The 24,127-nt window shown below is 40.2% G+C and carries 20 protein-coding genes; all 20 read right to left on the reverse strand.

Features of this window, described 5'->3' with window-relative positions; genetic code table 11:
* Positions 1-14: 14 nt before the first annotated feature.
* Positions 15-464, reverse strand: a complete 450-nt coding sequence (gene dut, locus J2Z32_RS03695) for a dUTP diphosphatase (RefSeq protein WP_210087804.1) — start codon at positions 462-464, stop codon at positions 15-17.
* Positions 454-1,707 carry a M16 family metallopeptidase gene (locus J2Z32_RS03700; RefSeq protein ID WP_210087805.1) on the reverse strand — a complete coding sequence of 418 codons (1,254 nt, stop codon included), beginning with the start codon at positions 1,705-1,707 and terminating at the stop codon, positions 454-456. Before J2Z32_RS03700 ends, dut begins: the two co-directional genes overlap by 11 nt.
* A 94-nt stretch (positions 1,708-1,801) precedes the next feature.
* Complete coding sequence (locus tag J2Z32_RS03705) at positions 1,802-2,785, reverse strand: polysaccharide deacetylase family protein (RefSeq protein ID WP_210087806.1); 984 nt, start codon at positions 2,783-2,785, stop codon at positions 1,802-1,804.
* 153 nt (positions 2,786-2,938) lie between these two features.
* The gene (gene pnp / locus J2Z32_RS03710) at positions 2,939-5,035 is read right to left on the reverse strand and encodes a polyribonucleotide nucleotidyltransferase (RefSeq protein WP_210087807.1); all 2,097 of its coding nucleotides are present in this window, start codon (positions 5,033-5,035) and stop codon (positions 2,939-2,941) included.
* A 252-nt stretch (positions 5,036-5,287) separates the two neighbouring features.
* Positions 5,288-5,557: a 30S ribosomal protein S15 gene (gene rpsO / locus J2Z32_RS03715; protein WP_210087808.1), complete on the reverse strand. Its 270-nt coding sequence runs from the start codon at positions 5,555-5,557 to the stop codon at positions 5,288-5,290.
* A gap of 157 nt (positions 5,558-5,714) precedes the next feature.
* Positions 5,715-6,653, reverse strand: coding sequence for a bifunctional riboflavin kinase/FAD synthetase (locus tag J2Z32_RS03720; protein ID WP_210087809.1), 939 nt, complete (start codon positions 6,651-6,653; stop codon positions 5,715-5,717).
* Positions 6,654-6,698: 45 nt separating this feature from the next.
* Positions 6,699-7,616, reverse strand: coding sequence for a tRNA pseudouridine(55) synthase TruB (gene truB / locus J2Z32_RS03725; protein WP_210087810.1), 918 nt, complete (start codon positions 7,614-7,616; stop codon positions 6,699-6,701).
* Entirely contained in the window at positions 7,613-8,590 is a 978-nt protein-coding gene (locus J2Z32_RS03730; RefSeq protein ID WP_210087811.1) for a DHH family phosphoesterase, read from the reverse strand. The genes truB and J2Z32_RS03730 overlap by 4 nt, the downstream gene beginning before the upstream one ends.
* Positions 8,591-8,607: 17 nt before the next feature.
* Complete coding sequence (gene rbfA, locus J2Z32_RS03735; RefSeq protein WP_210087812.1) at positions 8,608-8,958, reverse strand: 30S ribosome-binding factor RbfA; 351 nt, start codon at positions 8,956-8,958, stop codon at positions 8,608-8,610.
* 15 nt (positions 8,959-8,973) lie between these two features.
* Complete coding sequence (gene infB, locus J2Z32_RS03740) at positions 8,974-11,451, reverse strand: translation initiation factor IF-2 (RefSeq protein ID WP_210087813.1); 2,478 nt, start codon at positions 11,449-11,451, stop codon at positions 8,974-8,976.
* Positions 11,444-11,770 (reverse strand): L7Ae/L30e/S12e/Gadd45 family ribosomal protein, encoded by a 327-nt coding sequence (locus tag J2Z32_RS03745; protein ID WP_210087814.1) that lies wholly within the window; start codon positions 11,768-11,770, stop codon positions 11,444-11,446. Before J2Z32_RS03745 ends, infB begins: the two co-directional genes overlap by 8 nt.
* Positions 11,763-12,077, reverse strand: a complete 315-nt coding sequence (gene rnpM / locus J2Z32_RS03750; protein WP_210087815.1) for an RNase P modulator RnpM — start codon at positions 12,075-12,077, stop codon at positions 11,763-11,765. The genes J2Z32_RS03745 and rnpM overlap by 8 nt, the downstream gene beginning before the upstream one ends.
* Positions 12,078-12,106: 29 nt before the next feature.
* Complete coding sequence (gene nusA, locus J2Z32_RS03755; protein WP_210087816.1) at positions 12,107-13,204, reverse strand: transcription termination factor NusA; 1,098 nt, start codon at positions 13,202-13,204, stop codon at positions 12,107-12,109.
* A gap of 43 nt (positions 13,205-13,247) precedes the next feature.
* Entirely contained in the window at positions 13,248-13,709 is a 462-nt protein-coding gene (rimP, locus tag J2Z32_RS03760; RefSeq protein ID WP_210087817.1) for a ribosome maturation factor RimP, read from the reverse strand.
* A gap of 284 nt (positions 13,710-13,993) precedes the next feature.
* Positions 13,994-18,319: a PolC-type DNA polymerase III gene (locus J2Z32_RS03765; RefSeq protein WP_210087818.1), complete on the reverse strand. Its 4,326-nt coding sequence runs from the start codon at positions 18,317-18,319 to the stop codon at positions 13,994-13,996.
* A gap of 124 nt (positions 18,320-18,443) precedes the next feature.
* Entirely contained in the window at positions 18,444-19,895 is a 1,452-nt protein-coding gene (gene proS, locus J2Z32_RS03770) for a proline--tRNA ligase (RefSeq protein ID WP_210087819.1), read from the reverse strand.
* Positions 19,896-19,918: 23 nt separating this feature from the next.
* Positions 19,919-21,199 carry an RIP metalloprotease RseP gene (gene rseP, locus J2Z32_RS03775; protein ID WP_210087820.1) on the reverse strand — a complete coding sequence of 427 codons (1,281 nt, stop codon included), beginning with the start codon at positions 21,197-21,199 and terminating at the stop codon, positions 19,919-19,921.
* 129 nt (positions 21,200-21,328) lie between these two features.
* Positions 21,329-22,477, reverse strand: coding sequence for a 1-deoxy-D-xylulose-5-phosphate reductoisomerase (locus tag J2Z32_RS03780; RefSeq protein ID WP_210087821.1), 1,149 nt, complete (start codon positions 22,475-22,477; stop codon positions 21,329-21,331).
* A gap of 23 nt (positions 22,478-22,500) precedes the next feature.
* Positions 22,501-23,301 carry a phosphatidate cytidylyltransferase gene (locus J2Z32_RS03785; RefSeq protein ID WP_210087822.1) on the reverse strand — a complete coding sequence of 267 codons (801 nt, stop codon included), beginning with the start codon at positions 23,299-23,301 and terminating at the stop codon, positions 22,501-22,503.
* A gap of 21 nt (positions 23,302-23,322) precedes the next feature.
* Positions 23,323-24,090, reverse strand: coding sequence for an undecaprenyl pyrophosphate synthase (locus J2Z32_RS03790; RefSeq protein WP_210087823.1), 768 nt, complete (start codon positions 24,088-24,090; stop codon positions 23,323-23,325).
* Positions 24,091-24,127: the final 37 nt, after the last annotated feature.

A 24,127-nucleotide genomic window follows, 5' to 3' on the forward strand; every position in this document is an offset into this window, starting at 1 on the left:
GCTAACCTAAGGAATTAATTAGTTCCAGTGTGACCAAAGCCACCTTCACCACGAACGGTTTCAGACAATTCTTCAACTTGGTGTAGCTTTACCTCAGGTACAATCTGGAAGACCATCTGTGCAATACGCTCATTGCGCTTAATTGCAAATGGCTCCTGACCAAGGTTAATGAGTAACACCTTAATCTCTCCACGGTAATCTGCATCAATCGTTCCAGGTGTGTTGAGGCATGTAATTCCATGCTTAAAGGCAAGTCCACTACGAGGACGGATTTGTGCCTCAAGTCCCCCTGGCATTGCGATCGCAATGCCAGTTGGTACCAAACCTCTTTCGCCAGGGTTAAATATCATATCCTCTGTAACGGCAGCAAACAAATCAAAGCCTGAGGCAAGCTCTGACATTTTACGAGGCAATTCAATATCTTCATTTCCAGCTAAACGTTTAATTTGTACTTCAAATGACAAGTTCATCTCTCCTTAAATCTGTTAATACACGATCTGACGTACCTACCATACCAACAGCATATGGCTGGGCAAACATCACATGTATAACTTCTTTTATATCTTCACTGGTTACGGCTTCAATGCGTGTTATCATATCATCTAATGAGTCATGACGTCCAATCATTAGCTCATTTTTCCCGAGACGATTCATCCGACTCCCTGTACTTTCTAAACTTAAGATTAAGCTTCCTTTTAGCTGTTCTTTCCCCTTACGGAGCTCATGTTGATTAAGTCCATGAATAGAAAAATCATGTAATAAATCTGTGGTGAGCTTAATTACCTCTTCTGTTTGCTTTGGTGCTGTGCCTGCATAGACGGTAAATAATCCACTATCCGCATGAGAAGAATGGTAGGAGTAGACTGAATACGCTAAACCACGTTTTTCTCTAATTTCCTGAAATAATCTAGAGCTCATTCCTCCACCTAAAGCATTGTTAATAAGTGCCATGGCATATTGCTTAGGATGCCCAATTTGAATACCTGGGAAAGACATGCAGATATGATTTTGCTCTGTCTGTTTCTCTTGAAACTTTAACCCACTCAAAAAAGCAGGGGCTTCAATCATTTGCTCCTGTCCTCTTCCCTCAAAGTGTCCAAAATATTGCTCAACTAACTGTATAACAGAGTCGTCAATATTCCCTGCAATACTAATGACTGTATTTTCAACCGTATAACGTTCACGCATGTACTGTTTAAGATGAGCAGAAGTCATTGGATTCAGCTTAGCTTCTGTGCCTAAAATAGGTGCAGCAAGTAAATGATCTCCATATGAGGCTTGGACAACAAGATCATGCACTAGATCATCCGGTGTATCTTCATACATCGAAATTTCTTCTAAAATTACGTTTCTTTCCTTACGTAATTCTTCATCATCAATTGTCGAATTAAAAAACATATCGGACAATATATCCATCGCGATCGGTAAATGTGCATCCAATACTTTTGCATAATAACAAGTGTATTCCTTGGATGTGAATGCATTGACATTACCACCAATGGCATCAAATTGTTCTGCAATATCCTTCGCTTCAAAACGGTCGGTACCCTTAAACAACATATGTTCTATGAAATGGGAAATCCCTCCTGTTTCTATCGTTTCATTCCGAGATCCGGTTTTCACCCAGATGCCAAATGAAACAGAACGAACAGCAGGAATCGTTTCCATGACCACACGAAGGCCATTTTTCAATACAATCTTTTTCATGAAAGGCCCTCCTATTTACACTTCTCGTCCATTCTTTCTAAAGAATGAATCATTAATAAAGGCATACTTACAAAGCTTATCAAAAAAGCGAAAATTACTCAAATGTAGTCGCTTCGATACGATTAGGAGATAACACTTGTGCAACGGTTCCGATATGTAAGCCTTTAGATTTAATAGCTGTAATCATTCCAGCTAAGGCCTGACTTGATGAGGCGGTTGGATGCATTAAAATTAAAGACCCTGCCTCGACATGCTTCGATATTTTTGCTACAACATCAGACGGATTTGGTTTTTTCCAATCTACCGTATCAAGTGTCCACAATACCGTCTTTAAGCCTTGCTCCGCTGCCAGCTTTACAGTCTGATCATTAAAATCACCTGATGGTGGTGCAAACCATTCATTTTTCACGCCTAACCGTGAGGCTAGTAAGTCCTTCGTTTTTGATATTTCTAAAGTTGCCCGACTACGAGCTAATTTGCTCATATTGGGATGTGAGTAAGCATGATTTTCAATCTGATGCTCTCTTTTCTTAATTTCTAAAGCTAACTCTGTGTTTTTATTTAACCAACTTCCATCGAAAAAAAATGTCGCTTTGACTTTAGCTTTATCAAGACTATCAAGCATAGGAATAATGTACTCATTCCCCCATGCTACATTAATCATCAATGCGACCATTGGTTTTGCTGGATTGCCACGATAAATTGGATTTGGTTCTAAATCCTCTAGTTTTACTGCTGGTGGGACTTCACGATATACAAATGGAATTGGCGCTCCTGCTTGTTGTTTTTTAGCTTGCAAATACGTTTTTTCGATATCAACCTCGACGCCATTATAGCCAGGGATTGCCTTCCAAATTCGGTCTATCTTAGCATCAATTGGAGCAATATAACGTTTTGTAGCCTCTTGTTCAATTTCCTTTAACAATGCATCTTTCTCACCATCATTTTTAAGACCATCAAATGTGTAGGCTCCACTCTCTTGACCAGCAACGATAAAATCCTGAACGCCCGAATACTTACCCAACACAAACACAAATAAGACAACAAATACAACAAGCATTAGCTTGTTACGATTCATGGCAGGCTCATCCCTTCACCTTCTATTTGTCCTCATCATATGTGAACAAGCCCTCTATTATGCAACATTTAGGAGGATAAACTTTAAAAAAGAGCCAGAATAAAATCATTCCGCCTCTTTCCAGCCTAACCATGAATCTATAAAGTTATTTCATTATGATTGTTGTTCAGACGTTAATACAACTTTACGAGATAAGTTAATACGTCCTTGCTGATCAATTTCAGTTACCTTAACTGTAATAGAGTCACCGATGGCCACAACATCTTCAACCTTAGCTACACGCTCAGTAGACAATTGTGAAATATGCACCAAACCATCTTTGCCAGGTAAAATTTCTACAAAAGCACCAAACTTCTCAATCCGTTTTACGGTTCCGATGTAGATTTCACCAACAACAACCTCTTTTACAATACCTTCGATAATTGAACGTGCTTTATTATTCATTTCTTCATCAGTTGAAGCAATAAATACGCGACCATCTTGTTCAATATCAATTTTAACGCCAGTTTCCTCAATAATCTTGTTGATGATTTTACCACCTGCACCAATGACATCACGAATCTTATCAGGATTAATGTTCATCGTTGTAATTTTAGGTGCATATTTAGATAAGCTTTCATTTGGCTTATTAATCCGTTCCATCATTTTGGATAAAATAAACATACGTCCTTCTTTTGCTTGTGACAATGCATCGGATAAAATTTGACGATCAATTCCATCGATTTTAATGTCCATTTGAATCGCAGTTACACCTTCAGCAGTACCTGCAACCTTAAAGTCCATATCACCTAAATGATCTTCCATCCCTTGAATATCTGTCAAAATGGATACATGTTCTCCATCTTTAATTAATCCCATTGCTACGCCAGCTACAGGCGCTTTAATCGGAACACCTGCATCCATCATCGCAAGTGTACTTGCACAAATACTTGCTTGAGAGGTTGAACCATTAGATTCAAGCACTTCGGATACCAAACGAATCGTATACGGGAATTCGGTCTCATTTGGAATAACTTTAGACAAGGCTCTTTCACCAAGTGCACCATGTCCAATTTCACGACGACCTGGAGGACGTAATGGACGAGCTTCACCAACACTAAATGGAGGGAAATTATAATGGTGCATAAAGCGTTTAGATTCTTCCAGATGAATACCATCTAGGATTTGCACATCACCAAGTGCACCTAAAGTACAAATGCTGAGTGCTTGGGTTTGTCCACGTGTAAACAGACCAGAACCATGTGTACGTGGAAGTAAATTGGTGTCACATTCTATTGGACGGATTTCATCCAACTTACGACCATCAGGACGTACTTTATCATGAGTAATGAGGCGACGAACCTCTTCCTTGACGATATCATGAAGTACTTCTTTCACATCATCCAAAAGCTCTGGAGACTCTATGTACTTCTCCTCAAAATGAGCTACAGTTTCATTGTTAATGGCATCAATTGCGTCTTGACGTTCATGCTTTTCAGCAATTTTAACAGCCTCAACTAGACGAGTCTGAGCAAATTCACGCACAGCTGCGTTAACTTCACTGTTTACAGCATGAAGCACAACTTCCATTTTTTCTTTCCCAGCAATACTTACAAACTCTTCAATTGTAGCAACAATTTTGCGAATTTCCTCGTGGCCAAACATAATGGCTTCAAGCATTACTTCTTCCGGCACTTCATTCGCTTCTGCTTCTACCATCATAATTGCATCCTTCGTACCTGCAACTACAACATAAATATCACTTTGCTCTTGCTGGGCAATGTCAGGATTAATTACGAACTCTCCATTTATACGCCCAACCGCTACTCCACCAATCGGACCATTAAATGGAACGTCAGAAATACTTAGTGCTGCAGAGGTTCCAATCATTGCCGCAATTTCAGGTTGGCAATCTTGATCCACACTCATCACTAAGTTAACAATTTGCACATCATTACGGAAACCTTCTGGGAATAGTGGACGAATCGGACGGTCTGTCAAACGACTAGCCAAAATTGCCTTTTCACTTGGACGACCTTCACGTTTAATAAACCCACCAGGTATTTTACCTACAGCATACAACTTTTCCTCGTAGTTTACTGTTAATGGAAAAAAGTCAAGGTCCTTTGGTTCAGAAGAAGCCGTTACTGTACATAATACAGCCGTATCGCCATAACGAACCATGACCGCAGCATTTGCTTGTTTAGCTAAACGTCCAGTCTCAAGGGTTAAAGTTCTGCCCCCTAATTGCATCGTTACATTCTTTTCCATGAAATCCCTCCTTAATTAAATCATCTTTTGTAAAATTGCAGTTTGTTATAAATTCTATACAAACTACATTATTTCCTTTTTTTATGCCATTCATAAGAAAAGCACCCTATTCGGTGCTATTTTTTAAAAAAGCAACAAAATTTACGTTGTCGCTAACTATTCATTTTAGTATCACTTTAAAAAGCAACCTAGTGACACCTTAAACGCTGACACAGCGTTTAGGAGACACCAGGCTGCTTTGGTTACAACAAATTAACGACGCAATCCGAGCTTCTCAATCAATGCAGAGTAACGTTGTACGTCTTTGTTTTTCAAGTATGCCAACAATTTACGACGTTGACCTACCATTTTCAAAAGACCGCGACGGGAATGATGATCCTTCTTGTGTGTACGCAAGTGATCAGTCAAATTCACGATGTTCTCCGTAAGGATAGCAATTTGTACCTCTGGGGATCCAGTATCGGATTCATGAGTTTTGTGCTCTTCAATCAATTGTTGCTTACGTTCTTGAGTTAATGCCATCCTGTTCACCTCCTTTATCTAATCGCCATTAGCCTCGTTATCGGCGGTGAGACCATACAACCAAGCTAAGGTTATGATTGTTAGGTATAAGAGTTGTCCCCTTTAAATCCCAACAACATATAGTAGTATACCACAATGCCTATTTGAAAGTAAATATTTATGCTAAGATCGCTTTTGCGCTCTCTGAATCTTGTGCAATTTGTGCCACTAACGATTCCACACCATTAAATTTCATTTCAGGACGAATAAATTGGACTAAATGTACAAGTAATTGTTCATCGTACAAATCACCAGCAAAATCAAATAAATGAATTTCTAAAGTCGTTTCAGGCATATTGTCATGAAACGTAGGCTTAACGCCAACATTCATTACTCCTTTTAACCATTGGTCCTTATACCTTACCTTCACCGCGTACACGCCACGGGTGGGTAACACAAAATGCTCATTTGGCTTTAGGTTTGCAGTTGGGTATCCAATTTTACGCCCACGTTTTTCACCGTGATTCACAATTCCTGTAATAATATATGGACGTCCCAACCATTGCTGAACTAATCCCATATTACCCTCTTGAAGAGCGACACGGATTCCTGAGCTACTTACCTTCTCAGCATTAATTAAAAATGGAGAAACGGTTTGGACATGTAAGCAATTCCCACTTAATTGAGCCAAGGTGCTTGCATCCCCCGCACCCAGATAACCATACCTAAAATCAAAACCAACTACAGCAGTATGCACCTGAAGTGGCAATAACATGCCTTGTACAAATGCCGCTGGACTCACCTGTGAAAAAGCATCATCAAAATCTACAATATATAAGTAATCAATGCCCATTTCCTGCAAAATTTGCTCTTTAAGCGCAGGCGGCGTCAAGTAACCTTCATATTTCCCCTTTTTCATCACTTCTTTAGGGTGCGGATAAAAAGTCATGACTGATAGTGGTAATTGGTTAGAATTAGCAATCGTCTTTGCCTCTAAAATCACACTCTGATGACCAAGATGCAATCCATCAAATTGACCAATTGCTAAAATTTGAGGTTGTGTATGATTTTCAATAATATTTTGAGATAACGGATAAGATAACTGGATTGTTTCCATGCTTGCTTCACCTGCATTTTCACTAATATGAGTATTTTCCAAATTTTAAGGATGAAAAACTTTGACAGGACGTATCCCACGATTTTCCTCTAAGCGAAAAATACCTAAAAACTGTTGATTAGGACCATATAATCTTAATAATCCTACTCCTTCTTCAATCGTTGGAGTCAGATATTGTGGAGATATTGTTTGACCTTGCAAGGCTCTGTTCATTGTCATTTCTGTAATTGAGTATGCTGGCAAATAATCAACGGCTTCATCTACAGACAAGAGCCTCGATTGCAAAGTTCCTTCTTTGGTATAACGCACAATGTCATCAAACGTCAAGCATTTATGTAATGAAATGCCAGAAGACATCGTTCGCTTTAGATCAGACATCACAGCAGGAACACCTAAAGCTTGCCCTATATCTACACATAGCGTTCGGATATACGTTCCTTTGGAGCAGAGTACAGAAAATGTAATGGTGGGTTGTTCCTGTTCCAAGTTTACCGAAATTAATTCAAGCTTATGAATGACAACTTCCCTTGGTTTACGTTCAACTACTTTACCTTGTCTAGCTAGCTCATAAAGTCGTTTCCCATCCTGCTTCAAAGCAGAATACATCGGAGGTATTTGAGAAATCGTACCGATAAAAGATTGAATAACATCTTCGATCTGTTTTTGAGTCACATTAACCTCGTTTACCTTCTCAGTGACCGTTCCGGACATATCTTCAGTATCTGTTGCAATCCCCAGCAAAAGTGTTGCTTCATATTGCTTAGGAAGCTCCTGCAAATATTCAACCATTCTTGTCGCTCTGCCTAGACATAAAGGAAGAACACCAGTCACTGCAGGATCTAACGTCCCGGTATGACCGATGCGCTTCATTCCTAAAATGCCTCTTGTTTTGGCGACAACATCATGTGAGGTAAATCCTGCGGGCTTAAACACAGGTAAAATTCCTTCATAAGTGGTTGTCATAATTTTGATTTCACCTGTTCTATGATAAGGTTAATAATATCATTTACATTCCCTAGCATTTTAACACCAGCAGCCCTCACGTGACCACCGCCGCCAAAATGATGGGCAACTTCCGCTACATCCACTAGTCCTGCTGAACGCATACTTACCTTCACAGCATTGTCATTAATAACCTTAAATAATAAACCTACCTCAACACCTTGAATGTTTCTCGGATAATTAACAAGTCCTTCCAGGTCTTCGTATACAGCACCTGTCGCCTCCAAATCTTGCTCGTTAACGACCACCCAACTAATCTTTCCATCTTCAGACATAAATAGATTATTAAGTGCTCTAGTTAGTAACTTCATTTGAGCAGGACTCATTTCTTCTAACAGTCTCTGACAAATTCCAGGCCCGTCAACTCCGTACTTCAGTAATTCTGACGCAATTTGCATCACTTTAGGTGTTGTGTTTGAATATCTGAAACCACCTGTATCGGTTAAAAGTCCTGTATATAGTGCAGTAGCAACGGGCTTTGTTAATTCTAGTTTCATATAGGTTACTAAATCAAACAAGATTTCAGCCGTTGCTGCAGCATCTGGCACAATATAATTGACTGCACCATAGCTATCATTTGTAGCATGATGATCAATATTTAAAATTTGTACATCCTCATTAAAATACTGCTTTACTGTTCCAACCCTAGCAAAATCAGCACAATCTACACAAATAACATGAGAATATTTACGATCTAAAGGTGCCACTGACAAATTTATGATGTCTGACGCATGTTCCAGATCTAACATACGACTAGGAACCGCTCCTTCGTTCACCATAACATATTTTTTACCCAAACATGAGAGAAGCCAGCCCACCACAAGGGTAGAACTGACTGCATCTCCGTCCGGCTGTACATGCGACACAATTAGGAAATCATCATGCTTTGTCAGAAATTGTTGACTCTGCTGTAGCTCCTGTTCATAATCTCGCATTGCCGTCTCCTTATAAATCAATTTTCTTCCTGTTTTACATCTCCAAGCAGCTTCTCAATCCGACTGCCATAAGCAACAGATTCATCAATTTTAAAAATCAATTCTGGTGTATGACGTAGAAGCACTCTTTTACCAAGCTCACTTCTTAAAAAGCCTTTTGCCTTTTCAAGACCTCGCAAGGAATTTTCTTGTTGCTCTGCATCACCAAGTACACTTAGAAATACCTTGGCTTGCGATAAATCATTAGTTACTTCAACACCAGTTACGGTTACGAATCCAACCCGCGGGTCCTTAAGCTCACTCTGAATGAGCAAGCTAAGTTCTTTTTTGATTTGCTCGCTTACGCGACCTGTACGATTTTTTGCCATATTACACACCCCACATTACTTAGGTTGAACGGTTTCCATCACAAATGCTTCAATGATATCGCCCTCTTTGAGGTCATTGTAGTTGTCAAGTGTAATCCCACACTCGTAGCCTTGGGCAACTTCCTTCGCATCGTCTTTGTAACGTTTAAGAGAATCAATTTTCCCTTCAAACACAACGATACCGTCACGCACTAAGCGTACTTCGGCAGAACGTATAATTTTACCCGAGGTGACCATACAACCTGCGATGGTTCCCACCTTACTAATTTTAAATGTATTACGTACTTCAGCATGCCCAATAACGTTCTCCTTAAATACAGGATCAAGCATACCTTTCATCGCTTGCTCGATTTCCTCAATCGCACTATAAATAACGCGGTGGAGACGAATATCTACATTTTCTTGCTCCGCCGTTGCTTTCGTTTGTGAATCAGGACGAACGTTAAAACCAATTACGATCGCATTGGATGCTGCTGCAAGAATAATATCGGATTCTGTAATTGCACCCGCACCACTATGAATAATTTTAACGCGTACGCCTTCAACTTCAATTTTCTCTAACGAGCCTTTCAGCGCTTCGACAGAGCCTTGAACGTCAGCTTTAATGATCACATTGAGATCTTTAATTTCGCCATCTTTAATGTGTTGGAATAAATCATCCAAGGTTACTCTCGTGTTGCTACCAAGGTCAGATTGACGTTGTGTAATCGCACGTTTGTCAGCGATAGAACGAGCCTTACGCTCATCTTCAAATACCATAAATGGATCGCCAGCTTGCGGTACATCATGAAGACCTGTAATTTCGATTGGTGTAGAAGGTCCTGCTTCTTTTAAACGACGTCCCTTCTCGTTCACCATTGTACGGATACGTCCAAATGCGTTACCAGCTACAAAAGCATCGCCAACTTTAAGGGTACCATGCTGTACCAATACACGTGCAACCGGACCACGAGATTTATCAAGCTCAGCTTCGATAACCAAGCCACGCGCGCGTTTGTCAGGATTTGCTTTATATTCATTCACTTCTGCTACAAGCAAGATCATTTCAAGCAAACCTTCTAATCCTAGCTTTTGCTTCGCGGAAACATTTACGAAAATTGTATCTCCGCCCCATTCTTCAGGTACAAGTCCATACTCAGTTAACTCTTGTTTTACTTTATCTGGATTCGCATCTGGTTTATCAATTTTGTTAACTGCAACGATAATTGGTAAGCCTGCTGCCTTCGCATGGTTAACCGCTTCAACGGTTTGTGGCATAACACCGTCATCAGCAGCCACAACGATAATCGTAATATCCGTTAATTGAGCACCACGCGCACGCATAGCGGTGAACGCCTCGTGACCTGGTGTATCAAGGAACGTAATTTTCTTATTATTGATCTCAACCTGATAAGCACCGATATGCTGCGTAATTCCGCCTGCTTCTCCACCAGATACGTTCGTAGAGCGAATTGCATCTAGCAATGTTGTTTTACCGTGGTCAACGTGACCCATAATAGTTACAACTGGAGGACGCTCCATCAAATCTGCTGGATCATCATTTTCTTCTAATGTTTCAAAGCGATCATCCTCAACAGGAATTTTCACTTCTACTTCTACACCAAATTCAGCTGCTAGCAGCAAGATTGTGTCAATATCCAGCTCTTGGTTAATGGTTGCCATAACACCAAGTGTAATTAGCTTCTTAATAACCTCTGAAGCATCTTTATGCAACAATTTTGCGGTTTCCCCTACTGTGGAATTGCCACGTACGATAATTTTCTTAGGGGTGTTATCAATTTTCTCACGAGGAGGTTGTGCAGGACCACGTCCACGATTGTTTTTCCCACCGCGGTTATTTCTGTAATTCCCCCCGCGATTGTCATCGAACTTTCTTTGACCTGGTCGATTGTTGTTATTGTTGTTACCTTTTTTATAGTTGTTGTTATTATTGTTGTTATTGCTTGGTCCTCTATTCCCTTCTGATGCAGAAGAGGTTGTGCGAGCTTGTGGTTGCGGATTACGACTAGATTCTTGTCCCCGATTACCTTGGGAGTTTGAAGCTGGTCTACTACTTCTATTTTGTGTTCCTTGTGTGCTTCCCGTTGAAGCACTTGAATGATTTGATTTATTATTATTCATACTTACCTGCTTTTCCTGTTGATTTTTGTTATTGCTTGTATTACTTGTACTGCTTATACTAACTTCTTTTTTGTCCGTTGAAGTCTGCGGTGTATGACTTCCTCTTGCAGAAGTCGATCCCGATGTTTGAGCGTTTGTTTTCGCAGCTGTATTCGCATTCCCTGAGTTATCACGTTTAGCAGCCGCGTTGCTCTTAATATCTTTAAAGAAATTTTCAACCTTTGAAATCACTTCATTTTCCATCACGCTCATATGATTGTTTACTGGAATATCAAGTCGCTTCAAAATCGTAATAATTTCCTTACTGCTCATATTGATTGACTTCGCATACTCGTACACTCTGAGCTTATCTTTGTTCTCTTGTTTACTCAATATACTCCACCTCCGACGTATTCACGATCGTTTTTGAAATCATATCGGCAAAACCCTGATCCATTAGTGCCAGAATAATTCGTTCTGGTTTTCCTACACTAGCTCCGAGCCGTTGTCGGTCAAATCCGATAATCAAAGGTATTTTATAGGTCCCGCACTTGTCGCGATATTTTTTTAAAGTATTAGCGGAAGCATCCCCTGCAACGATGACCAGCTTAGCTCCATTGGATCGAATCGCCTTCATCACACTTTCATCTCCAGTCACAACCTTGCCTGCACGCATAGCAAGTCCTAGACCAGATAAAGCTTTATTACTCATCTTCTTCCTCTTTCTCGTCACGCACCTTGATAAACTGTGGTTCAACTTTAAGGAAGTCAGAAGCTAATTGTTCATAGACCTCTTGACCAACCTGAGCTTTAAGTGCACGATCTAATGCTCGATTTTTTTGTGCTAATCTAAAACAAGCTTCCTTACCGCACAAATATGCCCCTCTGCCAGATTTTTTGCCAGTCAAATCTATAGAAACTTCACCCTCTGGAGATCTAACAATTCGAATCAGTGATTTCTTAGGCATCATTTCACCACAAGCCACACATTTGCGAAGTGGAATTTTTCTGGGCTTCATAACAGCAACACCTCCCGCTCTAGGGTAAATTAATCGATAGAAACGGAGTCCTGATTTAATTCTCCCAAATCTGTTTTTTCTCTGCCAAATTCCTCTTCGGCTTGACTTTCACTCTTGATATCTATTTTCCAGCCAGTGAGCTTAGCCGCTAATCGTGCATTTTGTCCCTTAATCCCAATTGCCAAGGAAAGCTGATAGTCAGGTACGATAACACGTGCCATTTTCTCACTTTCAAACACGCCAACCTCAAGCACTTTAGAGGGACTAAGTGCATTTGCAACATATTCCTCTATATCTTCAGAATAGCGAACGATATCTATTTTTTCACCACGTAGCTCATTAACGATGGTTTGAACCCGATTCCCTTTAGGACCAACACAAGAACCCACTGGATCAACCTCAGCATTACGAGAATGGACTGCAATTTTAGAGCGGAAGCCAGCTTCACGAGCGACAGAGCGAATTTCAACCACACCATCAAAAATTTCTGGAACCTCTAACTCAAAAAGACGCTTTAATAACCCAGGGTGACTGCGAGACAATAAAATCTGTGGTCCCTTTGTTGTATTTTCAACTTTGGTAATATAAGCCTTGATCCGGTCACCATGCTTAAATTTTTCATTTGGCATAAGCTCAGTTAGTGGCAAGTGTGCCTCCACTTTACCTAAATCAACATAAACATTACGCATATCTTGACGTTGAACAATCCCGGTTACGATGTCTTCTTCTTTTTCAACAAAAGCATTATAAATTAAACCTCGTTCAGCTTCACGAATGCGTTGCGTAACAACCTGCTTAGCAGTTTGTGCTGCGATACGTCCAAAATCACGTGGTGTTACTTCGATTTCGGCAACATCATCAAGTTGAAAGTTAGGGTTAATCTCACGTGCAGCAGGCAATGAAATTTCAGTACGTAAATCAAGTACATCTTCAACAACCAATTTGCGTGCAAACACCTTAATTACACCTGTCATTCGGTTCATATCTACACGCACATTTTGTGCAGCGTTAAAATTACGTTTGTAGCTAGAGATTAAAGCCGCTTCAATTGCCTCGAACAAAATATCCTTGCTAATCCCTTTTTCTCTTTCCAACTCGTTCAAGGCTTCAATAAAATCCATACTCATTTGCCTCGAGTTCCCCCTTTCAAAATACCCATTACAGGCTGTACTAAAAAATAATCGCTAATCTTGCACTAGCAACTTTACTATATGGAATGGTATGTGACTTCTTGCCAACTACAATGACAAGCTGCTCATCCTCAAAAGATTGAAGTAGACCTTCAAACTCCTTTAGACCACCTACCGGTTCATAAGTTGTTACGAACACATTGCTACCAACCGCTTTAACTACATCTTCTACCTTTTTCAAAGGGCGTTCAGCACCAGGAGAAGAAACTTCCAAGAAATACGCACCCGTAATCGGGTCATTCTCATCCAGCTTTTCACTTAAAAACTCACTAATATGGCCGCAGTCATCAATATCAATGCCGCCCTCTTTATCAACAAATACACGTAGGAACCATTGGCTCCCTTCCTTTACATACTCTACGTCTACCAGTTCAAAGCCGTTTTCCTCTAAAAACGGTGTGACCATACTCTCAACGGTCTCTTTGATCTTAGGTGTGCTCAAGCTTACATACCTCCATCGTGAACCTTCAGTATTAGCAGCAACTGCTATAGTATAGTTTTGTGTATAAATCAATTTGTTTAAACGGTCTTTTACAGAGCATTAATTCCAAAATTGATTCATATCAAAGATGAAAGAGTGGGTTTCCCCACTCTTTTAGCACGTTCTATCTACATGATTACCACAAAAATTATAACATAGTCTGGGAATAGTGACAAGTAAAACACCTTTACTCCCACCATGTGATTTACTAAAAATGTAAAATGATTTGATTTCCTAGTATGACTTTAGAATAATGATAATTGATTGCTCTCAGGTAAACCTCGGAAGCAGCCCATATTTCCAAGCAATTCAATCACTGTTTTACTTGCTTTTGATTTTTGCTGGAAATCTTCAATGGATAAAAACTCCCCTTGCTCCTTAGCAGCTGCAATGTTGCGTGCTGCGTTATCGCCAATCCCCGCTAATGCTGAAAATGGAGGAATCAACGCATCACCATCTACAGTAAAGCTCGTGGCATCTGAACGATACAAATCAATACTTTTAAATCTGAAACCTCGTGCCGTCATCTCTAATGCCATCTCTAACATTGGTAACATACTTTTTTCTTTAGGCAAGGCTTGAAAGCCTTTTTGCTCAATTTCTTCAATTCTTCGATAAATCGCATCATAACCTTGACAGCACAACTCAATCTCAAAATCGTCGGAACGTACTGTAAAATAGGTTGCATAATATTCAATCGGATGATAAAGCTTGAAATAAGCTGTACGTACAGCCGAAATAACATATGCCGCGGCATGCGCCTTCGGAAACATGTATTGAATTTTTAGACAGGAATCAATATACCATTGTGGCACCTTACATTTCTTCATTTCCTCAATCCACTCTGGTGTTAACCCTTTCCCTTTCCGTACACTTTCCGTAATTTTAAACGCTAGCCCTGCATCCATCCCTGCTTTATAAATCAAAAACAGCATAATGTCATCACGACAACCAATTACCGTTTTAATGTTACAGGTGCCATTTTTTATTAAATCCTGTGCATTACCTAGCCATACGCCAGTTCCATGCGATAGACCTGAAATTTGCAATAAATCCGCAAACGAGCTTGGTTGAGATTCAATCAACATCTGACGAACAAACTTCGTTCCCATTTCTGGCACACCAAATGTCGCAACTGGCGACCTGATCTTATCAGGCGTAACGCCTAAAGCTTCAGTAGAGTTAAACATGCTCATGACTTTAGGGTCATTCATTGGAATAGTAGTTGGGTCCACCCCTGTTAAATCCTGTAGCATGCGCATCATCGTTGGATCATCATGACCTAAAATATCAAGCTTAAGCAGATTCGCATCAAAGGCGTGATAGTCAAAGTGAGTCGTTTTCCATTCTGATGTTACGTCATCAGCCGGAAATTGTACTGGTGTTATATCCTCTACTTCCATATAGTCAGGTACAACCACAATCCCGCCGGGATGTTGCCCTGTACTTCTTTTTACACCGGTACAGCCTGATGCTAATCGATTTAACTCGGCACCTCTCCAATGCTTTTGATTCGCTTCTTCATATTTCTTGGTGAAACCAAATGCGGTTTTTTCTGCCACGGTACCAATTGTTCCTGCTCGAAATACACTTTTTTCTCCAAACAATACCTTCGTATAATTATGAGCTTGCGGCTGATATTCACCTGAGAAGTTAAGATCGATATCGGGAACCTTGTCCCCTTTAAAGCCAAGAAACGTTTCAAACGGAATATCTTGACCTTCACCCTTTAATTTATTTCCGCACTCGGGACATGCTTTATCGGGTAAATCAAAACCACTTGGCACGCTACCATCAAGGAACCATTCGCTGTGCTTACACTCTGAATTGTTACAAATATAATGTGCAGGCAGCGGATTAACTTCGGAAATCCCTAAAAATGTAGCAACCACCGATGATCCAACAGACCCCCGAGAGCCTACTAAATAACCATCCTGGTTAGATTTTTTTACTAGACGCTCTGAAATCAAATAGTTAGCAGAGAAACCATATTTAATAATCGGACCAAGCTCTTTCTCCAGACGTTGCACAACGACATCAGGTAACTCTTCGCCATAAATAGATTTAGCCGTGTTGTAACAAGTGTTACGTATTTCCTCATCGGCACCCTCCATATTAGGCGTAAACAGCTTATCAGGGAACAATTCAATTTCCTCAAATTGATCCGCTAGGTTAGAGGTATTCGTCACGACAACCTCAAAAGCTTTATCTGTTCCGAGGAACTCAAATTCCGTCAGCATTTCATCCGTTGTTCTAAAATGGGCATCTGGCTTACGAATATCTTTAAGTGGACTAAAGCCTGTAATCCCATGAATCGTAATATCACGATACAGCTTATCTCTTGGGTGCAAATAATGCACATTCCCCGTTGCCACAACCGGTTTATTTAGCTTAAAGCCAATTTCACAAACCTTTTTAACGGCAATTTTCAGTTCCTCTACACTACCAACCAGACCTTTATCTACTAAATGCATATACATCGTCAAAGGCTGAATCTCTAGCACATCATAAAACTCCGCAATCGCTTCTGCTTCTTCTACAGATTTGTTGAGAACCGTCTCGAAGAACTCTCCTTTTTCACAGCCTGACAAAATGAGTAGTCCCTCACGGAGCTCTTCTAGCTTAGACTTAGGTATACATGCGACCCGCTTGAAGTATTCGGTATGTGATAGTGAAATGAGCTTAAATAGATTTTTTTTGCCAACTGCGTTTAAGGCATATATGCCACAATGAAAAGGTCTTGAGTTGGACAAATCTTGACCAACCTTATCATTTAAACGTGCTAAATTCGTAATTCCCTCTATTTTAGCAGCATCCTCTAATAGCCCATTTAAAATCTCACCTAGTGCAAGCGTATCATCAATCGCACGGTGATGATTTTCGAGTGAAACCTTGTATTTTGCCGCTAATGTATTAAGACGATGATTTTTAAGTGTCGGGAATAACATTCTTGCCAGCTCTAAGGTATCAAGCACAGGATTGGTCATTTCAGGACGTCCCATTTCCTTCAGCTTTGCATTTATAAACCCTACGTCAAATCTAGCATTATGAGCAACTAGAATTGCATCACCTGCAAAGTCAACAAATTGCGGTAATACCTCCTCGACATCAGGTGCACCCTTCACCATATCATCATTAATGTTCGTAAGCTGTTGAATGTTATAAGGGATACGTACGTGTGGATCTACAAAGGTAGCATAACGGTCAATCTCCTTGCCATCCTCCATCTTCACTGCTGCAATCTCTATAATTTTGTTCTGGGTTACCGATAAACCTGTAGTCTCAATATCAAATACGATATAAGTGGTTGATTTAAGTACATCCTCTCGTGGATTCATAACGACAGCGACGTTATCATTTACCACATTCGCTTCTACGCCATAAATCATCTTTATCCCGTTTTTCTTAGCAGCTTTAGCCGCATCAGGATAACATTGCACTCCCGCATGATCTGTAACGGCAATCGCCTTATGTCCCCATTTTGCCGCCATTTTAATATATTGATCGATTGGTGTGACCGCGTCCATCGTACTCATCGTGCTATGCAAGTGAAACTCTACTCTTTTTTCATCGGCTTGGTCTTTACGTTCTGGGGGTGAAGGAACCTCGGATAAATCCGAAGGAATCATCACTAGCTCAGGGATAGGCATAAAGCGATCCATTTCAACCCGACCACGTGCCCTAACCCATTTACCGTTTGCTAATTGTCCCATAATTTTGAGATCTTCTTTATTTTTAGCAAACATTTTTAACTGCAACGAATCACTAAAGTCAGTAATGAAAAATGTAAATAACGTATTTCCGTTACGCAATTCCTTGCGATCAAGTCCAAAAATAGTACCTTGAATCGTAACCTTCTTCTCTTCGTCTTGAACTTCTTGTAAAGGTACGGGTTGCTCACGAATATCGTAGCCAATTTGAAGTTTTGGTGGTGGTTCACTACCATCCTCTACTTCCTCTGGTGGTTCTACCATTTGCTCTTCCATCATCTTTTGGATGACTTCACGATTTTCTTCCTCAATTCGTTGCTGGAATTCCTCAAGCGCTTCAGGCTGATAATCTCCTTCAGTTAACTTCACACGAAGCTCTAGTCCAAAAAATTTGTTATAAAAAGTAACGATCGCCTGATCAATATGCTTTTTACGCGCTAATTCAAGTGCAACCTCATCACTAAAGAGTACTGAAATTAAATCATGTTCAATTTCATACACCGCACGAGACATAAAGCCGTTAACAGATGGAATCTCGCGAGCGATCCATTCTAGTAAAAGTTTCCAATATTCCTTAACGATATCCTGCAACATTACCTGCTGCTGCTCATATTGAAACTGAAATCTGATCTGTGCAACATGACTTAACCGTTCTTGAATCCGCAGACAAAAAGTCCGGTATACGTCTGAAGGGACGATAGTATTCTTCACAATTATAATTTTCCACTCTTTATTACTGCGACTTACCTCAACCTGTTCAATATAACCATCTATAAAAAACTGCTCAATCATCGTTTCAGGAATTTCTGCTTGGTTCATTAGCAATTCAAATCTTTTTCTTTTATCCTTATTTTCGGTCATGAGTTCCTCCCCTTGATAGCTCATGTTTTAAAACTAAAACGGCTTCCAGGCTGTGCGGTGCAGGTAATCCCCTACAAAACCGAGCAACCGGAAGCCAGTATAACGACATGAACGAAACTGGATATTAATAAGCTCTTGCGAACAATACCGTATGACTCGCTTTTTCACCACATACTAAGCAATGTTCATGTTGCGTAGCAGGCTCAAACGGAATATTTCGGCTAGTTGCACCTGTCTCTTCCTTCACCTGATCTTCACAAGCTTCTGATCCACACCAACCTGCAAGTGTAAATCCACGTTTTTCTTCCATGCTTTCCTTCATTTCATCTAATGTATTCACAGAATAGAAATGATCCTCACGAAAAGCTTTAGCTTTTTCAAACATTTCTTGATGAACTTGTTCAAGCATAGCTTGTACTTCTGCAACCAAATTACTTTGTTCAACTACTTTTTTCTCGCCACTAATTCGTGAAACTAAGACACAAACGCCATTTTCCATATCACGAGGGCCAATTTCAAGACGTACAGGTACGCCTCTCATTTCATATTCATTAAACTTCCAGCCTGGACGCACATCCGCACGATCATCAATTCCAACACGAATGCCGGCTGACTTCAATTCAGCAAATAATTCATCACTACGTCCAACGACAGCATCTCTAGTTTTTGGAGGTCCAATCGGGATAATCATCACTTGCTTTGGTGCTACCTTCGGTGGCAATACAAGGCCACGATCATCACCATGCACCATAATTAATGATCCAATGAGTCTTGTGCTTACTCCCCAAGAAGTGGTGTGCACAAATTCCTGCTCATTATCACGATTTAAATATTTAATATCAAACGCAGTCGCGAAGTTAGTCCCTAGGTAATGTGACGTTCCTGCCTGAACCGCACGACCATCCTTCATCATCGCTTCAATGGAGAATGTATCCACCGCACCAGCAAACTTCTCTGAAGGTGTTTTTTGTCCTGTAATCACGGGAATCGCCAAATAGTTTTCGACAAAATCGCGATAAATCTCCAGCATTTTCATTGTTTCTTCACGTGCTTGTTCTTCATTTTCATGCGCAGTATGACCTTCCTGCCACAAAAATTCACTTGTACGTAAAAACGGCAATGTCCGTTTTTCCCAACGTACTACGTTAGCCCATTGGTTAATGAGTACAGGTAAGTCACGATAGGATTGAATCCACTTTTGGTACATATGTCCAAACATCGTTTCAGAGGTAGGACGAACAGCTAACCGTTCTTCTAATTTTTCTCCAGCCGCTTCAGTCACCCATGGTAACTCAGGGTTAAAGCCTTCCACGTGCTCCTTTTCCTTTTGGAAAAAGCTTTCAGGGATAAAGATTGGAAAATAGGCATTACGATGTCCTGTTTCTTTAAATCTACGATCTAATTCATGCTGGATATGCTCCCAGATTTCATAACCGTCTGGCTTAAATACAATACACCCACGAACAGGTGAATAGTCCATGAGGTCTGCTTTTTTAATGACATCAATATACCAACGAGAGAAATCCTCGCCTTGTGGTGTGATTTCTGTTACAAATTGTTTTTCATCTTTAGCCATAACTGCCCATTTCCCCCTAAATTTTAACCAGTAATTAACCTAACTATATCATTAAAGGTCACTGCAATCATTAATAAAAATAACATTGCAAACCCAATGAAGTGAACTATCCCCTCGTGGTTTGGATCTATTGGTTTGCGTCTAATCGCTTCAACCCCAAGGAAAACAAGTCGGCTACCATCCAATGCAGGGAATGGAAGCAAATTAAAAATACCAAGGTTCAAGCTAATTAAAGCCATCCAATAAATAAACCGTTCAAAGCCTTGCTTCGCTACTTGTGCCGTAATTTCAATAGTTCCTACTGGACCCGCAAAATTATCGATTGCAAATGAGCTAACAATTTGCTTCAGACTTGTAAAAATTAACTTAGACATGTCAAGCATCTGCTCGCCAGCTTTTGTAAATGTCTCGCCTATCGTCGCATCTCTTGTTGGTACAAACGTAATGATGACCGAGCCTACCTTACCACCTTTTTGACCTTCCACTGTGGTAGGTGTAATTTTAATGTCAAGTAACTCGTTGTTTCTACGAATTTTCCAGTTCATCTCCTTGCCCGGGGAGCCAGAAATCGCAGAGATCATTTTTTCTGCATCCGTACCCACCGCAGTACCATTAATGCTTTCCACAATATCTCCAGTTTTTAAACCCGCTTGCGCAGCTGGCATGCCTTCAGTAATTTGTCCTATTTCAAGATGTGTAGGTCCAGAAGCTGGGACGCCTGCTAACTGAATATGAACAATAAACAGTACAAATGCCAACAAAAAGTTCATAAGTGGTCCTGCAAAAATAGCTAATGCACGTTGTGCTACGGTCTTACTACCATACTGTCGATCTCTTGGCGCAATTTGTGTATCTTTTCCTTTTGTAACGATCATTGCTTTAGGTTCTACTTTGTAAGAGATGATTTCTCCATCTACATCAAGCTTGATATGCAAATCATCTACAAGATCAACCGATTGCACTTCACCACGAATAACATTTTTACGGCTATCTAAACGATCAAGGTAAATTTTGCTAACGAGTCCCTGTTCTGAAACACGTAGCGCGACCGTTTGGCCTTCAGACACCTCAACCATTTCTGGCTCTTCACCCGCCATACGTGCATACCCACCGAAGGGTAGCAAACGTAATGTGAATTGGGTTTCATTTCTTCTGTAGGAATATAACTTAGGACCAAAACCAATTGCGAATTCACGCACTAAAATACCTGCACGCTTAGCAAAATAATAATGTCCCCATTCATGAACGGTTACAATGACAAAAAACATAAACACAATCATTAAAACGATTTTTATCGTTTCCAAGAGCTAAGCATCCTCCTTTTGGGCCAACTAACAAGTCCACTATTGTTATAGAATATCATTATTCTCAAGCGAGGCACAAGAGAATACCATTTCAATCACTTTTGTTAATTTATTTTGTAATTCTGCAAATTAATCCCTTAGTAGAGAAGAGGCTAGTTTTCGTACCTGTGCATCTACATTTTGAATTTCCTCAAGATTAGGGTTTTGAATCACCGAATGCTTGGCAATCATTTTTTCTATGATTTCTTCAATTTGCAAAAATGAAATTTCTTTATTTAGAAAACGAGCAACTGCAATTTCATTTGCAGCATTAAATACAGTTGGTGCGGTTCCTCCAATTTTACCACAATCATAAGCCATTTTTAAGCAAGGAAAGCGTTCAAAATCCATCTCTTTGAAATGAAGCGCGCCAACCTGTGTTAACGATAGTCTTGAAGATTTGGAGGGAATACGCTCTGGATAAGATAGTGCATATTGAATAGGTATCCTCATATCCGGTGTTCCAAGCTGAGCAATAATGCTACTGTCACGGTATTCAACGAAAGAGTGGACGATACTTTCAGGATGAAGCACTACACCAATTTGTTCGTATGGGAGTCCAAATAACCAATGGGCTTCAATCACTTCCAGTCCTTTGTTGACCATCGTGGCTGAATCAATTGTTATTTTAGCACCCATCGACCAGTTGGGATGCTTCAGCGCATCCTCTACAGTGACATTTTCCAACTGTTGCCTTGTGCGATCACGAAATGATCCACCTGAAGCGGTGATCGTGATTCCAGCAACCTCTTTGATATTTTCGCCATTTAGACATTGAAAAATCGCTGAATGCTCACTGTCAACAGGAAGAATAGCTACATTTTTTTCACGAGCCAGCTCCATGACGATATGTCCTGCTGTCACCAGTGTTTCTTTATTAGCAAGTCCAATATGTTTACCTGCTGAAATTGCGGCTAGCGTAGCTGGCAACCCTACACTACCCACGATTGCAGTAATAACAAGCTCTGCATCATTATGAGCAGCAACTTGAATTAAGCCTTCTTCACCATAAAAAACGCTTGTACCACTTGGTAATGCACTTGAAATTTTATCTGCTAGCTCTTTAGTACCCACAGACACCATTTTAGGACGGAATTGCTGAACCTGCTCTAAGAGCAAGTTAATATTTGAACCTGCGGCCAAAGCCTCAATTGAAAAGCGCTCTGGATTTTTTTTAACAACATCTAAAGTCTGGGTACCAACTGAACCAGTAGAACCAATTACGGCTATTTTTTTCATTGTACACCTCGTACTTTTCTTGATTAAGGCAACAACATCAGGATATGTATGAATGGAAATACCATGATCCAGCTATCACAGCGATCTAATATCCCACCATGTCCTGGAAGTAATTTACCAGAATCCTTAATCCCATATTTACGTTTATAGGCAGATTGTATTAAGTCACCCATTTGTCCCACAATTGCTGCGGAAAGCCCAATTAAAATTGCCCTACCTATGCTGAGTATCCCCCCTGATAACATTGCAAATATAAGCGCAGACACAATGGACAATATAATACCGCCAACAGCACCTTCAATTGTTTTATTGGGACTAATCGCAGGCCATAGCTTCGTTTTGCCAAATCTACGTCCGGTAAAATAAGCACCTGCATCGCTACTCCATATGGAAGATAGCAATAAAAAGGTCCAAAACAAACCATGCTGATCAGACATATTTCTCGTAGCTATAATGTACTCGAAACCAAAGCCGATATAAACTGCACCTATAAACAATAATGCGACTTGATCAATTGAAATTGTATTTTTGGTGATCACTGTGCTTGTTAGCAGCAACAAAAGAAATAACCATAAAAAAGAAGTCGCTGTTAAGGGTACACTATGAACACTAAATAGTCCCCAAGGAACAGTAAAATATAAAACGGCTACATAACCTAAAATCGCTACAAAACTTAATGAAGGCAACTTTATCATACGAACAAATTCGTAATAACCAATTAAAGCCATCAGCATGATTAGCGTATGATAACTCCATCCACCAAGCAGGCATACAGCCAAAAACACGCCTCCAGCAACAATCCCGGTAATTACACGTTGCTTCAAGCTTTCACACCCTTTTGTAAATCATGATAATCCGCCATACCTGCGGGTCCGTTGTCCATATGAGGCAACAGCTTCTCTTAAATGTTCTTCCTTAAATGCTGGCCAATAAATATCAGTAAACCATAATTCACTATATGCAGTTTGCCATAACATAAAATTACTTAAACGTAATTCTTTCCCTGTGCGGATCAATAGATCCGGATCAGGCAGGTCATTTGAGATTAAATGACTTTGAATTGTGTCTTCTGTAATATCATCTATCGACATTTCTCCGCTCTGGACTAGTGCCGCAACCTTTTTCACACTTTCTACAATTTCATGTCGCCCACCATAGTTAAATGCAAAGTTAAGAATAAGTCCTGTATTATTTTTAGTTTTTACAATAGCCTCTCGCAAAGCTTCAAGCGTACTTGACGGAACACCTTCTGTATGTCCCATCATACGAACCTGCACATTTTTTTGAATAAGCTCCTCAAGCTCTAAAGCTAAAAACTCCTGTGGAAGAGACATTAAATAATCCACTTCGTCTTTTGGTCTTTTCCAATTTTCGGTCGAGAATGCATATAAGGTCAAAATCGAGATACCCATTTCATCAGCAGCGATAGTCACTCTCTTGATTGCCATCATCCCGTTACGATGACCAACAACCCTAGGTAAGCCAAGCTTACGAGCCCAACGACCATTCCCATCCATTATAATCGCAACATGCTTTGGTATGATATCTGATGTTTCTTGAACAGTTGATGGACTTTTCTTTTTGTCCAACCAGGATTGAAAAAACTTAATCATTCCTTTTTCCTCCAGCCGATAATGAAAAAGAGACAAA

Source organism: Paenibacillus turicensis, assembly GCF_017873435.1.
Taxonomy (GTDB): Bacteria; Bacillota; Bacilli; order Paenibacillales; family Paenibacillaceae; genus Fontibacillus; species Fontibacillus turicensis.

Coding starts and splice junctions, on each gene's coding strand:
- J2Z32_RS03700 (WP_210087805.1), bottom strand. CDS start 1,707: ATGAAAAAGATTGTATTGAAAAATGGCCTTCGTGTGGTCATGGAAACG.
- truB (WP_210087810.1), bottom strand. CDS start 7,616: ATGACAACCACTTATGAAGGAATTTTACCTGTGTTTAAGCCCGCAGGA.
- rbfA (WP_210087812.1), bottom strand. CDS start 8,958: ATGGCAAAAAATCGTACAGGTCGCGTAAGCGAGCAAATCAAAAAAGAA.
- proS (WP_210087819.1), bottom strand. CDS start 19,895: ATGGCTAAAGATGAAAAACAATTTGTAACAGAAATCACACCACAAGGC.
- nusA (WP_210087816.1), bottom strand. CDS start 13,204: ATGAGTATGGATTTTATTGAAGCCTTGAACGAGTTGGAAAGAGAAAAA.
- J2Z32_RS03705 (WP_210087806.1), bottom strand. CDS start 2,785: ATGAATCGTAACAAGCTAATGCTTGTTGTATTTGTTGTCTTATTTGTG.
- pnp (WP_210087807.1), bottom strand. CDS start 5,035: ATGGAAAAGAATGTAACGATGCAATTAGGGGGCAGAACTTTAACCCTT.
- J2Z32_RS03730 (WP_210087811.1), bottom strand. CDS start 8,590: ATGCGAGATTATGAACAGGAGCTACAGCAGAGTCAACAATTTCTGACA.
- J2Z32_RS03790 (WP_210087823.1), bottom strand. CDS start 24,090: ATGATTAAGTTTTTTCAATCCTGGTTGGACAAAAAGAAAAGTCCATCA.
- J2Z32_RS03780 (WP_210087821.1), bottom strand. CDS start 22,477: ATGAAAAAAATAGCCGTAATTGGTTCTACTGGTTCAGTTGGTACCCAG.
- J2Z32_RS03765 (WP_210087818.1), bottom strand. CDS start 18,319: ATGACCGAAAATAAGGATAAAAGAAAAAGATTTGAATTGCTAATGAAC.
- rnpM (WP_210087815.1), bottom strand. CDS start 12,077: ATGAAGCCCAGAAAAATTCCACTTCGCAAATGTGTGGCTTGTGGTGAA.
- rpsO (WP_210087808.1), bottom strand. CDS start 5,557: ATGGCATTAACTCAAGAACGTAAGCAACAATTGATTGAAGAGCACAAA.
- J2Z32_RS03720 (WP_210087809.1), bottom strand. CDS start 6,653: ATGGAAACAATCCAGTTATCTTATCCGTTATCTCAAAATATTATTGAA.
- J2Z32_RS03745 (WP_210087814.1), bottom strand. CDS start 11,770: ATGAGTAATAAAGCTTTATCTGGTCTAGGACTTGCTATGCGTGCAGGC.